This window comes from Bartonella sp. W8151 (genome assembly GCF_016100385.1).
GTDB lineage: Bacteria > Pseudomonadota > Alphaproteobacteria > Rhizobiales > Rhizobiaceae > Bartonella > Bartonella apis.
In genome coordinates, this window is the sequence record NZ_JACFSO010000001.1 from 202,227 (window position 1) to 216,697 (window position 14,471).

Consider the following 14,471-nt stretch of genomic DNA (forward strand, 5'->3'; position numbering starts at 1 on the left):
TCTAATTCAAGTTTTGCGGCGTAGACGAAGACATCAGGCTATTCAATATCTCCGATAAAACCGCATCGGCATCACGCCGTATTTTCAACTTCGAGACAAAATCGGATGAAACATCCTTGGCACTTTGTGGCAGATTTTGCCATTCGCTCAAGGCACGTTCATTGTCACCTTTCTTGATTGCCACTTCCATTCTTGCAGCAATCGCACCGGCACTATTTCCCTCGACATTGCCGACAGGGCGAGAAGTGACGAGGCTTTTCGCGCCAGCCCATAATTTTTCACCAAACCCTGCATCATCTGCCGGTTTATCGTCTGTTTTTGCAATCCGATCGGCAACACGTGCAAAGTCATTTGAAAGTTCGGCCTGATTGGGTACACCTTTGTCGGCATATTGCTTGAGATTATCAAGCATAGTCATATCTGGAGCAATGTTTTCAAGTGTGCCAAGTTCGTTCGCATAGGAACCACCGCGATCAATAGCATTCTTAAGCGCATTTGCCGCTGTTATTGCCGCGACATCTTTGCCTTGAATGGGCGTCTTAATCTCGCTTTTTATCTCTTCTACCTGCTCCTTCAATTGATCTATATTTTGAGCATTCCCTTGAGCCAGATCGAGAGCCTTAACCGATTTTTCCGAAATCGCGGGCAGAGTTTGCAACCGGTTTTGAATGTCGGTAAATTTGTTTGTCAGAATTTCGGCTGCCTGCGGATTGGTGTTATCGCGGATGGAAGAATTGACAACATTGTTCAATGCCTCAACATTATCAATCATGCCTGACAATTGCTCGCCCATAGCATTTGTTTTACTGTCGAGTTCACTGACATGAGCCACAACTTTATCAAGCGCCTGCCGATCGGCAGAAGAAAGCTCTGCTGTTACAGTTGCACCTTCCGTGGCATTCTGTTTGAGGCTCTCAATTTCGTTTTCAAGATTTGCCAATTTGGCTTGCGTAGAGCTATCCTGTTCTGAAAGACCTGGCAGCAAACCGCTCCATTGCAGGCCTGCTCCGATGATAAGAGCAATGACACCTCCGGCGACACCCGAAGCAAAGTGGCTGAGGCCGCTCACCCCTTTTGTTCCACTCACGCTTTCTTGTCCGGAAGATGGTGAACCATTATTATTATTCTTTCCACCTTTATGGGAGGTCTGGTCACTTGCCATTTTTACCCCACTTTTTTCTCTATCGGTTCCATAGGCCGTTTTCGTGTCGGCGGGCTTTGATGGTGCATCCTGATTGGCAGACTTTTTGGTTTCGGTCTTTGGCTCGGCGGATATTTTAGCACCGGAAGTTTTATCACTTTGCCGTTGGGCTTCTGTCACGGAACTTTCCTGATTTGTGCCAATAACCACAGGTTCGGCTTCCGGAATGCCTGTCTTTTCTGCGTGAAGTGTCTTTTCTGCATGAAGATCGACCAATGGGGGCTTACGGGTTTTACCCGAATGTTGAGATTTAGCCTTTGGTTTTTGAGGCTCTGCCATAGCTCCTCGCTTTCCTTGTTTAATCCGTGACCAGGATACCTGCGTGAAATGAAAGAATGGTTTATATCATCAAAATAGGAAAAATACTTTAAGCCAATATTGCCTTCACCCCATCCAACATCGCATCTTCATTCGGTTCATATGCTATAACCGGCGCATTCAAAAACGTTTTTGGAACAGCATTTGCTATGCGCACGGAAAGACATAAAAGTACTGTTGACTGATTAATATAGCCGCTAATTTGTTTAAGACCAGCAGCAGCCATAGCTGAATAAAGCATAACGATATCTATTTTTTGTGGAATCTTCAGCTTTTGTTTGTCGTCAAGCGTTACCGGCATCGTATCATATAGTTCAATTGTCTCGAAATATTTGTATTTCTGGTGCAACTCACCCTCAAGATCCGGCCGGCGTACATGACCGGCAAGATAAAGAATGCGATCGGTTGGCGCTCTTTCAAATTTATGTCCAAGCGTTTTCGCATCGGGTGAGACAAGAACTATATCGGAAAAACCGGCTTTTTTTGCTGCTTCTGCTGTATGTTTTCCAACAACATAGAGCGGCTTTCCCCGCAGTTTTTCAATGAGGTTTGGTTTCCCATATAAAAATGCCGATTCACTTGTTGCGATAACCGCATCACAGGAAAAATCCTGCCGGAAAACCGGTAATTGAACGGTTTTTGACAGAGATAAAATATAGGGAGATAACTTCAAATGACGCAAATGCTCCGCGGTTCGCGTTGCTCCGGGTTCAGGGCGCGTCACCAGAATGACCATAAAGGAAAACTCCATTTCTTCAAAACGAACGGATAAAACCGGGATTTATAGCTTTTCTTCAAAACCTAACAGATTCTATCTGATAGAACTGGCTATTTGGTAAAACCGGCTTTAAAGTTGCTTTTTCAATGATAGCGAAAAAAGTTAAAACTGACAATTGAAGGCCTTGCATGCTAACGGAGTAAAGGCATCGGCGGCAGGTCAAATCTCGCCTGAAGATAAAAGGCAAGACTTGCCTGAAATGGCTTATAGAAAGGAACTTGGGGCGCAAAATGCGTGTTTTGGGAATTGAAACGAGTTGTGATGAAACGGCTGCCGCTATCGTCGAACGCGACGAGGGTGATAAAGCCCATATTGTCAGCAATATCGTTTGGAGCCAGATTGAAGACCACGTTCCTTATGGTGGTGTCGTTCCGGAAATTGCGGCGCGCGCTCATGTCGAAATTCTGGACGGGCTCGTCAAGCGTGCGCTTGAAGAAGCAAAAATCGAACTCAAAGATATTGATGCCATTGCCGCAACAGGTGGCCCCGGACTGATCGGCGGATTAATTGTCGGTTTGATGACGGCAAAAGCACTGGCTCTTGCGGCAAACAAGCCCTTTATTGCCGTTAATCATCTGGAAGGCCATGCACTGACAGCAAAGCTCACCAATAATCTTGACTATCCCTATCTTCTGCTGCTTGTTTCAGGCGGCCACACGCAAGTTATTCTGGTCAAAGGATTGGGAGATTACAAACGCCTTGGCACAACTATTGACGATGCACTGGGAGAAGCTTTTGATAAAACAGCAAAACTTCTTGGCCTTCCCTATCCCGGTGGGCCGATTATCGAAAAACTGGCCGCTCAAGGCGATAATCAGAGAATTGAACTACCAAGACCGTTAAAAGGTGAAAAGCGGCTCGATTTTTCGTTTTCCGGCCTTAAAACCGCGGTGCGGCAAATCGCTATGGAAATGGCACCTTTGAGTGACAAAGATATCGCCGATATTGCAGCTTCTTTCGAACTTGCCGTGACCGACACATTGAGCGACCGCGTCGAACGTTCGCTTGCAGTTTTCAAAAACAATTATCCTGATAAAGAGGCATGCCTTGTGGTTGCAGGCGGTGTTGCCTCCAACAAAGCCATTCGCAATTCATTGCAAAAATTGTGTGACACACATGGATTCAGATTTATCGCACCGCCAATCGGTCTTTGCACAGACAATGCCGCGATGATCGCATATGCAGGACTTCAACATTTTATTCACGGTGACCGCTCATCCTTCAATATTGCGCCGCGCTCGCGCTGGCCACTTGATGAACACTCATCACCATTGATCGGTGCCGGACGTCGGGGAGCCAAAGCGTGAACAAAACGGGCAAAAAAATCGCCGTGATGGGAAGCGGTGCATGGGGGACAGCGCTTGCCGTTCTCTCTCATAATCTCGGGCACAATGTAGCGCTTTACGGGCGCAATCCCGAAACTGTCGAAAAAATAAATAATCATCATATCAACCCGTATTATCTGCCGGATGTGGTTTTACCCTCGGGATTTTCCGCCACGACTGATGCGGCTTATGCACTCGCTTCTGCCGATTTTGTTCTTGCTGTCATTCCGGCACAGGTTTTTGCATCCGCATTGAACAGTTTTGCCCGCTTTATTCCTGAAAAAGCCCCGATTATTCTTTGCGCCAAAGGCATAGAACAAAAAACCGGACGCTTCATGTCCGACATTGTTTCGGATATTTTGCCCAATCATAAAATGGCGACACTTTCCGGCCCGAGCTTTGCGGAAGATGTAGCCCGTGGTCTGCCAACGGCTGTAACAATTGCCGCAAAAAACATCGAATTATCCAAAGAGATTGCACATCTGTTTTCGGGACCTGTTTTCCGGTGCTACGCGAGCGACGATATTGTCGGCGTGGAAATTGGTGGTTCGTTAAAAAATGTGCTTGCAATTGCGGCCGGTGCTGCTGCCGGACGTGGCCTTGGTGCAAGTGCACAAGCAGCTCTTGTAACCCGCGGTTTTGCCGAGTTGCGTCGCATCGGAAAGGCCATGGGTGCGAAAGTTGAAACCATGACCGGCCTTTCGGTATTGGGAGATCTTATCCTTACCTGCTCATCAACAAAATCACGTAATTTTTCTTATGGCTTTGCACTCGCACAAGGCAAATCGACAGACGGTTTGAAACTTGCCGAAGGCGTTGCCACTGCCCCCGGGGCAGCCGGGCTCTGTCGCAGAAAAAATATCGTTGCACCGGTGATTGATGCCGTCGCCGCTCTGCTTGACAGACGCATTACCATTGACCAAGCTGTTACCACGCTTATTACCCGCCCCTTGAAATCGGAGGACTAGACAATGCTTTACGCCGTCATCAGCAATGACAAAAAAGACCATTTGAATGTTCGTCTCGACATACGTCCCAAACATCTCGAATATCTGAAAAGTCTCGGCAAAACGGTTAAATTCGCCGGCCCGTTTCTTGATGGTAATGATAAGCCTGATGGTACTTTGATGGTCGTGGAAGCAAAATCGGCAGAAGAAGCTGAGGACTTTGCAAAAAACGATCCTTATGCACAAGCAGGACTGTTCAGTGAGGTCAAAATCCGTCCATGGCGCTGGAGCGTTAACAATCCCGAGGAAATGTAGAATGGCTTACTGGTTATTCAAATCCGAACCATTCAAATGGTCGTGGGATATGCAAAAAAATAAAGGTGCCGAAGGCGAACAGTGGGACGGCGTGCGCAATTATCAGGCTCGTAACAATATGCGTGCTATGAAAATTGGTGACAAGGGTTTCTTTTACCATTCCAATGAAGGACTGGAAATCGTTGGAATTGTCGAAGTTTGCAAAACTGCCCACCACGATTCGACGACTGATGATCCGCGTTGGGAATGTGTCGATATCCGCGCTGTTTGCGATATGCCGAAGCCCGTCACTTTGAAAGCCGTTAAAGCCAACCCGAAACTTGCCAATATGTCTTTGGTGACTTCCATGCGCCTTTCGGTGCAGCCGGTGCGCGATGATGAGTGGCAAGAAGTCTGCCGGATGGGAGGGCTTTCACCGGCTCCCTGAAAATTTCGGCAGGAGTTGATAATTTCGGCAAAATATTTAATTCGCCACCGCGATGGACAAAAAAACATTCATTCTCGAAAACACCTCTCCGCTTGCTTGTCTCAACATCCCCTCGATAAAACTTTATCAGGCCGATGAAGTCCACAAACTCTGGCATATGACTGAAGCCGAGATGGGAAAAATAGATCTTCCGCCACCTTATTGGGCTTTTCCATGGGCAGGTGGCGAGGCATTAGCGCTTTACATTCTGGAAAACCCCGAAATAGTGAAGGGCAAAAAAGTGCTCGATTTCGCTTCCGGTTCGGGCCTTGTCGGCATTGCTGCAAAACAGGCGGGCGCTTTATCAGTTCTTTCAAATGATATTGATGCCTTTGCATGTGAAGCAATCCAGCTTAATGCCCGCCTCAATAATGTGTCCGTGACGATCGAAAACGACAATCTTGTCAATAAAGGCGAGGCGTTACAAAACGCTTTCGATGTTATCCTTGCCGGCGATGTCTTTTATGACAAAATAATGAGTGAAACCGTCATCAAGTGGTTTCAATGTTTTGACCGGTCAAGGACCGCTATATTCGTTGGTGACCCCGCCCGCGCTTACCTTCCCGAAAAATTGCTGGAAAGAAAAGCAACATTCAATCTTCGTGTTTCAAAAGCAATAGAAGATAAAAGTTCAAAAGACGTAACAATCTGGCAAGTAAAAATCTGAAAATTGATACTGGCCTTTGCAACATTGCCTAAAAAGGTCGGTATTAGACACTCGTCCACCATTATTCAGTGAGCGCCAAACAAATTGTTTAAGCCCCCTTAGAAGTCGTTTAGCCAATCATTATATTATAGGAAGTGGTAGGACATGATCGTTGGTGATTGATCATGCGGGCTTTTTTTCAAAAAAGTTACCGTGAAATTGTTGAAGGGAAGCCGCCCCTAAAGGATATAGTCGGGTAGACGAAAGTATTTATGGTTCGCATTTTCTCTTTTTTCGCATGTGTGTAGGGCGATATTTTTATCAGTAACACAACAAGAACGAAGCAAGCGATTGATGTCTTGTTTTTCGTTTCCTGCGATTTCCAGCTGTTGAAAAGCTGTAGTAGGACATGACGAATTCAAGTGAGGCTTTGCCGAGGATATCAATTCCGGCCAAATATGAAACCGAAGACGAGAGACAACATAAAAGCGGCATTCATGCCGATGAAAATCTGCAGGAGAACTGCCAAGCCGAGATGGTTAATGGAGAAAAATCGCTTCAACGATTTTTGACTCGGGTGAACCGCACCTTTTTAGGGGAAGTTTAATTTTTTTGCTATTATGGTATGGTAAATAGAATTGGTTCAAGTTCAACTTTTCAACTGACGAAATCCCGTCACTTGACGAAACTTCAACCTTCGTGAACCTGCTCATCCGGAGCTTTGTGAATGAAATTTGGAACCGCACTTCTTGCTTCTTTCTTTCTGACTGCGACTTTTTTGAGTGGTTGCCAGCAGTCATCCAATTTGCCGCAAATCGGCAAAGCTACCCAGGAATTGCCTAAAAAGCTCCAAGACAAGATGGCCGCCAAGAATATGGAAAAATATTCGCCTATCGTTGTGCGGGTTTTCAAGGAAGAAAGTGTCGTCGAGATTTGGAAGCAGACACGAACCGGAAAATATGACCTGATTTCTACTTATAACATATGTAAATGGTCGGGAAAACTCGGACCCAAATATATGGAAGGCGACAGGCAGGCACCGGAAGGCTTCTATACAATCCGTCCAAGCCAGATGAACCCGAATTCGAACTATTATCTCGCTTTCAATATCGGCTTTCCCAATGCTTACGATCAGGTCAACGGGCGCACCGGCCAACATCTGATGGTGCATGGGGCCTGTTCCTCATCCGGCTGCTATTCGATGAGCGACGAAAACATTGCACAGATCTACGCTTTCGGGCGTGACTCTTTCAAAGGTGGGCAACGCGAATTCCAGTTGGAAGCTTTTCCGTTCCGCATGACAGCCGAAAATATGGCTCGTTATCGCAATGACCCGAACTATAAATTCTGGACAATGCTCAAAGAAGGCTATGACATTTTTGAAGTAACAAAACGCCCGCCAAAGGTCGACGTTTGTGAAAAACGCTATGTTTTCAATCGCAATACTGACGGTAAGGCTTTGACACCGGCTGGCGTATGTCCTGCTGCAATTCCCGATTCATCATTAGAAACAGCTTTTGCGTCATACCAAAAGAAATATGACGATGCATTTTCTTCAGCCCGTGAAAAGAAAATGAAAGCACCGGCTCCAACAATCCAAGGGGTAGAGGAAGCATCTCTCGTTGCCGATTGGAGCCGTAAACGTGCTTCGGGGGTACAGGTTTCGCGTGAACCGCCGTCATTAACGCCGGCATCGAAAGAAACCCCCAACGCGCCGGATATAGCACCTGCAAACGCAGTTGCATCCAAGGCTACCAACCCGACCGGGAAATCGGCAAGCACTGTAGTGCCGACTCCGAAACCGGAAACCGGTGGCCAATCGCTTGCCGAAGAAGAAGCACAAAATTCCGGTGCTCCGGTTACTCCCGCGGCAAGTGAAACGCCGACCAAGAAACCGTTCTGGAAATTATTCGGTGGTTGAAAAAAGTTTCACATATGACTTGCGCGGGCTCAAATGCCCGCTTATTCTTTTAAAGACAAGAAAAAAGCAAGCCACACTGCCGGATGGTGTGACTCTTGTTATATTGAGCGATGACCCGTTGGCACCTTTGGATATTGCCAATTATTGCCGCCAGTATCATTACGGCTTTGAAAAAAGCCTCGAAAACGGCATTAATCACCTTGCCATCATACCACACGGAAAATCGTGAAAAAACGACACCTATTCAAAAGAATAAAAAACAAATTCCCTTGCCCCTTGTCTAAGCGCATGTGCTTCCGGTCATTTCGATAGCCTTGCTGAAATCCGGATTTAGCAAGTGGCGGATAATTTTTCTTTTGCATCTGGCCAGAAAAATATTTCCGGTTATGTGCGAGAACATGCTTTTCCGCTTTTTACCGGAATTGCAGGCTCTTTCCCTTGCTTTTCAAGCTCTTTACTTCACGCAAAATCTTTACGGAACCAGCTATGTTTTTGCTCGCTTGAAGTTTCCTGTCAAAAACTGACAACGTCTATAACAACATCGATCGCGCTATTTTGTATTAGTATCTTCTCGCCGAGGGTTACCACTCAAAGTCCCGTATCATGGCAAACAACATAAAAAAATAAATAGCAAAAACCGGCGAACCAGCTAAACGGAACCAGAAATCTTCGGGGGCAAAAAACTGTTAAACTAGAATTTCAATCCCGGTATTGCGAGCGGGTTATCTGTCATTGCTGCCCGATCAGCCTTATCGAGTACAGGTTTTCCCAAAAAAGCATCGAACATTTCACGCACTGTCGTTTCATCTATCCCGTCGGTAATCATAACAAGGCGAGTTTCATGACGGTCGTTCGGCCATCCGGACAGCCGAACCGGAGGATGAAACAATGTCTGGACACCGTGGATGACAACCGGACGTGACGGATCTTCCTCAAGTTCGACAATCCCCTTCATGCGCAACATTTGTGCCCCATGATTGGCTCGCAAAAGATCTATAAAAGCTTCCAGCGCAAAATAGGGAACAGGTTTGTCATGGGTGAGAGAAAAAGCATGAATCGTATCGGAATGCCGATTGACATCATGGTGGTGGTGATGATGCTCGTGGTCCTCTTCTTTACCAAGCCAGTTTTTGATATCCGGCGCTTTTTTATTCAAATCGAAAACACCGATATTGACGAGTGCCGATGGCGGACAATGGGCAGCATCGGAATAAAGAATTTCGGCTGTGGGATTAAGTTTGCCAAGCTCGTCAACCAATGGTTCGAGAGTTTTTTTATCAGCAACAAGATCGGTTTTGGTAAGAACAATCCGATCGGCAAATGCAACCTGATTGCGTGCCTCTTTATGCCTTGCAAGAGTTTCCAATCCGTTTATCGCATCAACAGTGGTAATAACCCCGTCTATGACAAAAGATTGAACCATTGCCGGATGGCCTAGCAGAGCTTGCAGAATGGGTGCCGGATCAGCAAGACCGGTGGTTTCGATAACCACATGGTTCAAGCGTTTGATACGGCCCGTCTGGAGCCTGTCGACAAGACTTGCGAGACTATCGACAAGCTGGCCGCGCATTGTACAGCAAAGGCAGCCATTGGATAATTCGATAACGCCATCATCAGCTTGTTCAACGAGAAGATTATCGATTCCTACCTCACCGAATTCGTTGACAATAACAGCTGTATCGGTAAGCAGCGGGTCTTTGAGAACCCGATTAAGCAAGGTGGTTTTGCCCGATCCCAGAAAACCGGTAAAAATTGTAACAGCGATACGGTTTTTAAAATCGGTCATTGTGCATCCATTGTCTGTGGACGAGGTGTCGGAACCGGAATTTTCCATGCCGGTATTTCACCCGGTTTTGCAGGCGCCGGAGCCGAAATCAGCCGCACTTGCAACGGCGTTACATCAAGCGGTCGCGCCGAAATATAAGGTGAATCAAAAACTACTTTCCCTTTTTCATCACGATGTTGCATACGTGCTTTCCAGGCATCGTCATTGCATATTCTGTCTCTGATATCGCTTACCTGTGTGAGTTTTGTTCCGTAAGGCTGCAATGTTGCAAGAGTTGTCTGTGATGAGCCCTGATTGGAAAAACCATCATTTAACAGTTTGGCTGCCAAAGCTTCACGTTGATCAATACGATCGGCACCAAGAACAACGGCTATAATCGTGCGCTTGTTGCGGGTCGCAGATGCGACAAGATTAAATCCTGATGCACAGATAAAACCGGTTTTCATGCCGTCAGCACCGGAAAAACGCCCTATCAGATTATTCGAATTCTGTTCGACTTTGCGCCCTCCCCCGAAATCGATCGCAGGAATTGAAAAATAATGGGCATATTGCGGAAATTCCCGACGGATCTGTACTGCCAGAACGGCAAGGTCGCGGGCTGTCGAATAATTGTCGGGATTAGGAAGGCCATTGGCATTGGCAAAATGGGTTCCGAACATGCCAAGGCGCTGTGCCTCTTCATTCATACGAACAACAAAAGCTTGTTCCGAGCCACCCACTGTTTCGGCAATTGCTGTTGCAAGGTCATTGGTGGATTTTACCAGAGTGATCGACAATGCTGTGTCAAGATCAAGAACAGAACCCGGTTTATACCCTGAATGACTGGGGGGGAGTTTTGCTGCAGCAGCACTCACTGTTACCCTTGTTTGTGGCGTCACCTCTCCATTATGGAGAGCGCGAAAAGTAACATAGGCTGTCATCATCTTTGTCAATGAAGCCGGATACCATCGGTCGAATGCATCGTTATGGGCAAGAATACGGCCGGTTGCGACATCGACGGATAGATATGGGTTGGCTCTTGCCACAGCCAGACTCATAAAAAACAATAAAAAAAGGGCAGTGACACCCGTTATCTTACGCATATCATGTGATCCAAATTGGACGTATCTTTATCATTTCCGGTTCTCTTCGAACCGGTCTCTTACCGGAGAAGAATGAAAGCTTTCTCTTTACCGATAGTGCTTATTAACTCTATAGCTCATAAAATTCAAAATCGCATAAAAATATGGCCGATAACACAGAAGTTGATAGGATTTTTTCCCTTTCGGACAGGCGGTAACCAGTCATTTGCCTGTGAATAAACCGGTTTCTACAATGAGAGAACAATAGACTGACAAAATATAGTATACTTTGGAAAAGTTTGGCTCTAAAAATATTGAAGCGGAGCGAGATAGTTCTTATTTGCATATTAGGGCATAAGTCCGCGTTGAAGAGGGAAGGAAACAAATATGTATGAACGTATTCTTGTAGCAACGGACGGTTCCGAGCTTGCTGGCCGTGGTGTTGATGCAGCTGTCGAACTTGCAAAAAAAACGGGTGGCGAGCTTTTCGTTGTTACCGTCACAAGCCTGATGCCGTCTTACGGCATTGTTGTTGGTGCCGAATGGGCTTCAAGCCCCGGAGCTTTCGATGAATTCCGCAAAGAAATGGATGACGGCGCACGCAAGATTCTAGAGGGTGCGCTTAACAAAGCTGAAAAACAGGGTGTTAAAGCAAAAGGCGTTCATGCGGAAAACCAGCTTGCTGCTGCCGGTATTGTCGATGCAGCAAACGAGCATAATGCCGACCTTATTATTATTGCCTCGCATGGTCGTCGTGGCGTTAACCGGCTCATTCTCGGCAGTCAGGCTTCCGAAGTTCTGGCAATGAGTGAACGTCCGGTTATGGTTATCAAATAAGGTTAAAAAATTAATTTTCGTTAAAAAGCGGGCGTTATGCCCGCTTTTTGTTATTCTACATTGTTTTATCCATTTCCGTCCATCAAATCCGGCAAAGCTTTGCGCAGCCTGCTCGCAATCAAATAGGCGAGAACAATTTTTACCATATCTCCGGGAATAAAAATAAGATCACCTAAAAAAGCTTTGGAAAAATCAATTCCGCCAATAAATACGAGCCCGATAATGCCGAAGAGGTGATTAATACAAAAAACACCGACCATCATGATCAGTATTTCTTTTGCCGGTGTCAGGCTGTTACGAAAGAGCGAATAGAAATAGCCGATAAAGCCTGCTGCAAAAGGAAAACTGAAAAGATAACCGCTTGTAGGCGAAAAAAATACCGATATGCCGCCACGCCCGCCGGACAAAAGCGGGAGCCCCGCTGCAACCAGTATCAGAAACAGAAGACAGGCGGCAAAACCTTTTTTTGCGCCCAAAATTGCACCGGAAAGAATAATTCCTAACAGTTGAGCAGTAATGGGTACCGGTATAACGGGCACAGGTATGGCCGGAAATAATCCCAAAACAGCTATGAAGGCCGCAAAAAGCGCAACCGCTACAATATCACGAATAGACATTTTCTTCCCCGCTCAATTTTTCTCGTTTTTATTGTTCACATCTTCATCAAAACAACGCGCCTCGATTGCGGCTGCAACATCGGCCTGAACTTTAAGGCTTCTTATCAGAACCGGCATAATGACAGAAAAAACACTTTTTTCCAACCCCCGTGCTTTTTGTGCCTCGCGCACTTCTTTTGATATATCGGAAAAAATTTCAATAAACCGTAAAGTGAGCGACAGCCCGAGCGATATTTTTGCCGGATTTACGCCGAAAAACCGCATAAATGAAAACAGCTTTTCAAAACAGGCCATCATTTTCGAAAATGGCGTCGTCAAGGTTACCAGCGTTGCAAGCAGAAGAAGGCTTGATAACCTTATGACAATCAGTGCGGCACTTTCAAAATTCACCGAAAAATACTGGATGATGAATAGAGCAACAAGAAGCCACGAAATTTTCCTGAGTTCGAAAAGGGGTTTGAAAAATTGAAATCCGGCAAGGGAAAAAAGGCACCAGACGACAATGAGTGAAACAATCGCCAATGGAAGCGATGCAAAATAAAAAAGCCCGATGCTCACGAAAAAAACAATAAAAAGCTTTAAGCCTGCCGGAAGCCGATGAATAAATGTTGTTCCGTAGCTCGGATCGGTCATGCCATCTTCTCCACATAATAGCTGATCGATTTTTCCGGTATATCGTCAAAGACGACTTTACCATGATCTATAACAATAACCCGATCAAAATTTTCGAGCATATCAAGATCGTGAGAGACGACAATGACCTGCTGGGAAAGGCCAAAAATTGTTTCTGTCATTTTACGCTTGTTTAATAGATCAAGCTGCGTGGTGGGTTCATCAAACACGATGACTTCCGGCTCCATGACAATGACACCGCAAAGTGCAACAAGCTGCCTTTGGCCACCACTCAAACTTTGCACAGATTGCAACCGTGTTTGCTGAAGGTTGAAGCGGTCAAGAACATAGTCGATCCGTCGTGAGATTTCGGCTTTTTCAACTCCGATATTTTTCAAGCCGAAAGCAAGGTCTTCCTCAACAACCGGCATGACAATCTGGTTATCCGGATTTTGGAAGACAAACCCCACTTTGCGACGGATGTCTTTGCCATATTTGCGACTGTCGAGTGAATCGACTAGCACTTCACCCGATGTCGGCAATCGCAAACCGTTAAGCAATCGCACAAAAGTACTTTTGCCTGAACCATTGGCACCAATAATAGCAATCCGCTTCTCGGCTAATTTCAAATTCAAATTATCGAGTATCTTATGGCCGCCCGCCTCGACACAAACATTTTTAAGCTCAATCATTGCAATTGAATTCCCGATTAATGAGGTTTTTTCCCGACTGATTGGTCCGGAACCACCGGACACACGAAGCCTATTCGCGAGTTGGTCCTTTCCAATCAACGCCTAACTCTTTCAGTCTTTTAACTGCTGTCGGCGGCATAGCCGGAGGATTCGGATCAAGCGCTGCTTTCACGAGCAATTCGTCACAAGCACTTTCGGTATCTTTTATCAGGCGAGGCAAAAATTCGCGTTTATTGAGGTGCGCTTCAATAGGTGGCAACACGCGGACACGAATTTTACCCGGATAACGGCGGAAGTTGCCACGGGGCCAATAAAGCCCGGCATTGTGGGCAATGGGCACAACCGGCAAACCGAGTTCATTATAAATGGCAACAATACCCGGTTTATAAGCGGGTTCAGCCCCTGGTTGACGGCGTGTACCTTCCGGAAAAATCAGAATCTGGCGACCTTCTGCCGCTTTTTCTTTGGCGCCGTTCAAAACTGCCTTCATGGCTTTCAAAGGCGAGCCGCGGTCAATGGGAATAATGCCGGTTTTCAACATGTACCAGCCAAAAATCGGTATCCACGTCAATTCGCGCTTCATAATAAGCGAGGGGTCGTCAAGAAAAGGAACAAGACCGAACGTTTCCCATGCCGATTGGTGTTTTGGCGCAATGATATAGGCACCTTTTGGCAAGTTCTCGAGCCCTTCGATTTCAAAGTCGGTTCCAGCTATATGTTTTTGCAGAAATAAATTCACCCGCGCCCATGTTTTGGGAACAATCCATGCTTTTTTGCGCGGAAGGAAAAAATAGAACGGCGCATAAAGAATCATCTGGACAAAAGTTGTCAGATAGAACGCTGCCGTAAACAGGATTGACCGGATTGCAAGAACCATAATGTTTCCATTTCAAGCTATTCAAATCAATCCTGCTTATAAAGCAAAATGTTTCGAGAAAACACCTTAATA

16 protein-coding genes are annotated in these 14,471 nt (G+C 46.0%); 8 read left to right on the plus strand and 8 right to left on the minus strand.

Going from position 1 to position 14,471, the window contains the following annotated elements; all coding sequences use genetic code 11:
* Position 1 precedes the first annotated feature (1 nt).
* A complete protein-coding gene (locus tag H3V14_RS00960) occupies positions 2-1,480 on the minus strand; it encodes a COG4223 family protein (RefSeq protein WP_198226095.1) in 1,479 nt (492 codons plus the stop codon).
* An 88-nt stretch (positions 1,481-1,568) separates the two neighbouring features.
* Positions 1,569-2,255 (minus strand): uroporphyrinogen-III synthase, encoded by a 687-nt coding sequence (locus H3V14_RS00965; protein WP_198226096.1) that lies wholly within the window; start codon positions 2,253-2,255, stop codon positions 1,569-1,571.
* Positions 2,256-2,527: 272 nt separating this feature from the next.
* Here H3V14_RS00965 and tsaD point away from each other — a divergent pair, with 272 nt between their 5' ends.
* From tsaD to H3V14_RS01000, 7 genes are all read left to right on the plus strand, one after another.
* On the plus strand, positions 2,528-3,604 hold the full coding sequence (gene tsaD, locus H3V14_RS00970) for a tRNA (adenosine(37)-N6)-threonylcarbamoyltransferase complex transferase subunit TsaD (protein WP_198226097.1): 1,077 nt from the start codon (positions 2,528-2,530) through the stop codon (positions 3,602-3,604).
* Positions 3,601-4,590: an NAD(P)H-dependent glycerol-3-phosphate dehydrogenase gene (locus H3V14_RS00975; RefSeq protein WP_369522663.1), complete on the plus strand. Its 990-nt coding sequence runs from the start codon at positions 3,601-3,603 to the stop codon at positions 4,588-4,590. The genes tsaD and H3V14_RS00975 overlap by 4 nt, the downstream gene beginning before the upstream one ends.
* Positions 4,591-4,593: 3 nt before the next feature.
* A complete protein-coding gene (locus tag H3V14_RS00980; protein WP_198226098.1) occupies positions 4,594-4,884 on the plus strand; it encodes a YciI family protein in 291 nt (96 codons plus the stop codon).
* Between the two features lies 1 nt (position 4,885).
* Positions 4,886-5,311, plus strand: a complete 426-nt coding sequence (locus tag H3V14_RS00985) for an EVE domain-containing protein (protein ID WP_198226099.1) — start codon at positions 4,886-4,888, stop codon at positions 5,309-5,311.
* 52 nt (positions 5,312-5,363) lie between these two features.
* Positions 5,364-6,017: a methyltransferase gene (locus tag H3V14_RS00990; RefSeq protein ID WP_198226100.1), complete on the plus strand. Its 654-nt coding sequence runs from the start codon at positions 5,364-5,366 to the stop codon at positions 6,015-6,017.
* A 706-nt stretch (positions 6,018-6,723) separates the two neighbouring features.
* The gene (locus H3V14_RS00995) at positions 6,724-7,917 is read left to right on the plus strand and encodes a murein L,D-transpeptidase family protein (protein WP_075869433.1); all 1,194 of its coding nucleotides are present in this window, start codon (positions 6,724-6,726) and stop codon (positions 7,915-7,917) included.
* On the plus strand, positions 7,910-8,146 hold the full coding sequence (locus tag H3V14_RS01000; RefSeq protein WP_198226101.1) for a sulfurtransferase TusA family protein: 237 nt from the start codon (positions 7,910-7,912) through the stop codon (positions 8,144-8,146). The genes H3V14_RS00995 and H3V14_RS01000 overlap by 8 nt, the downstream gene beginning before the upstream one ends.
* A gap of 462 nt (positions 8,147-8,608) precedes the next feature.
* Here the strand turns inward: H3V14_RS01000 and H3V14_RS01005 are convergent, their stop codons facing one another.
* Positions 8,609-9,703 carry a GTP-binding protein gene (locus H3V14_RS01005; RefSeq protein ID WP_198226102.1) on the minus strand — a complete coding sequence of 365 codons (1,095 nt, stop codon included), beginning with the start codon at positions 9,701-9,703 and terminating at the stop codon, positions 8,609-8,611.
* Positions 9,700-10,785: a D-alanyl-D-alanine carboxypeptidase family protein gene (locus tag H3V14_RS01010; RefSeq protein WP_198226103.1), complete on the minus strand. Its 1,086-nt coding sequence runs from the start codon at positions 10,783-10,785 to the stop codon at positions 9,700-9,702. Before H3V14_RS01010 ends, H3V14_RS01005 begins: the two co-directional genes overlap by 4 nt.
* 366 nt (positions 10,786-11,151) lie before the next feature.
* Here H3V14_RS01010 and H3V14_RS01015 point away from each other — a divergent pair, with 366 nt between their 5' ends.
* On the plus strand, positions 11,152-11,601 hold the full coding sequence (locus tag H3V14_RS01015) for a universal stress protein (RefSeq protein ID WP_075869437.1): 450 nt from the start codon (positions 11,152-11,154) through the stop codon (positions 11,599-11,601).
* 65 nt (positions 11,602-11,666) lie between these two features.
* On the opposite strand, the gene H3V14_RS01020 is transcribed toward H3V14_RS01015, so the two are convergent.
* From H3V14_RS01020 to H3V14_RS01035, 4 genes are all read right to left on the minus strand, one after another.
* Positions 11,667-12,218, minus strand: a complete 552-nt coding sequence (locus H3V14_RS01020) for a biotin transporter BioY (RefSeq protein ID WP_198226104.1) — start codon at positions 12,216-12,218, stop codon at positions 11,667-11,669.
* A 12-nt stretch (positions 12,219-12,230) separates the two neighbouring features.
* Positions 12,231-12,851 carry an energy-coupling factor transporter transmembrane protein EcfT gene (locus H3V14_RS01025; protein WP_198226105.1) on the minus strand — a complete coding sequence of 207 codons (621 nt, stop codon included), beginning with the start codon at positions 12,849-12,851 and terminating at the stop codon, positions 12,231-12,233.
* A complete protein-coding gene (locus H3V14_RS01030) occupies positions 12,848-13,528 on the minus strand; it encodes an energy-coupling factor ABC transporter ATP-binding protein (RefSeq protein WP_371809436.1) in 681 nt (226 codons plus the stop codon). The genes H3V14_RS01025 and H3V14_RS01030 overlap by 4 nt, the downstream gene beginning before the upstream one ends.
* Positions 13,529-13,592: 64 nt before the next feature.
* On the minus strand, positions 13,593-14,399 hold the full coding sequence (locus tag H3V14_RS01035; protein WP_198214418.1) for a 1-acyl-sn-glycerol-3-phosphate acyltransferase: 807 nt from the start codon (positions 14,397-14,399) through the stop codon (positions 13,593-13,595).
* Positions 14,400-14,471 lie beyond the last annotated feature (72 nt).

Bases quoted from the DNA above. Each gene is read 5' to 3' on its own strand.
- H3V14_RS00960 (WP_198226095.1), bottom strand. From the start codon at position 1,480: ATGGCAGAGCCTCAAAAACCAAAGGCTAAATCTCAACATTCGGGTAAA.
- H3V14_RS00965 (WP_198226096.1), bottom strand. From the start codon at position 2,255: ATGGTCATTCTGGTGACGCGCCCTGAACCCGGAGCAACGCGAACCGCG.
- tsaD (WP_198226097.1), top strand. From the start codon at position 2,528: ATGCGTGTTTTGGGAATTGAAACGAGTTGTGATGAAACGGCTGCCGCT.
- H3V14_RS00980 (WP_198226098.1), top strand. From the start codon at position 4,594: ATGCTTTACGCCGTCATCAGCAATGACAAAAAAGACCATTTGAATGTT.
- H3V14_RS00985 (WP_198226099.1), top strand. From the start codon at position 4,886: ATGGCTTACTGGTTATTCAAATCCGAACCATTCAAATGGTCGTGGGAT.
- H3V14_RS00990 (WP_198226100.1), top strand. From the start codon at position 5,364: ATGGACAAAAAAACATTCATTCTCGAAAACACCTCTCCGCTTGCTTGT.
- H3V14_RS00995 (WP_075869433.1), top strand. From the start codon at position 6,724: ATGAAATTTGGAACCGCACTTCTTGCTTCTTTCTTTCTGACTGCGACT.
- H3V14_RS01005 (WP_198226102.1), bottom strand. From the start codon at position 9,703: ATGACCGATTTTAAAAACCGTATCGCTGTTACAATTTTTACCGGTTTT.
- H3V14_RS01010 (WP_198226103.1), bottom strand. From the start codon at position 10,785: ATGCGTAAGATAACGGGTGTCACTGCCCTTTTTTTATTGTTTTTTATG.
- H3V14_RS01015 (WP_075869437.1), top strand. From the start codon at position 11,152: ATGTATGAACGTATTCTTGTAGCAACGGACGGTTCCGAGCTTGCTGGC.
- H3V14_RS01020 (WP_198226104.1), bottom strand. From the start codon at position 12,218: ATGTCTATTCGTGATATTGTAGCGGTTGCGCTTTTTGCGGCCTTCATA.
- H3V14_RS01025 (WP_198226105.1), bottom strand. From the start codon at position 12,851: ATGACCGATCCGAGCTACGGAACAACATTTATTCATCGGCTTCCGGCA.
- H3V14_RS01035 (WP_198214418.1), bottom strand. From the start codon at position 14,399: ATGGTTCTTGCAATCCGGTCAATCCTGTTTACGGCAGCGTTCTATCTG.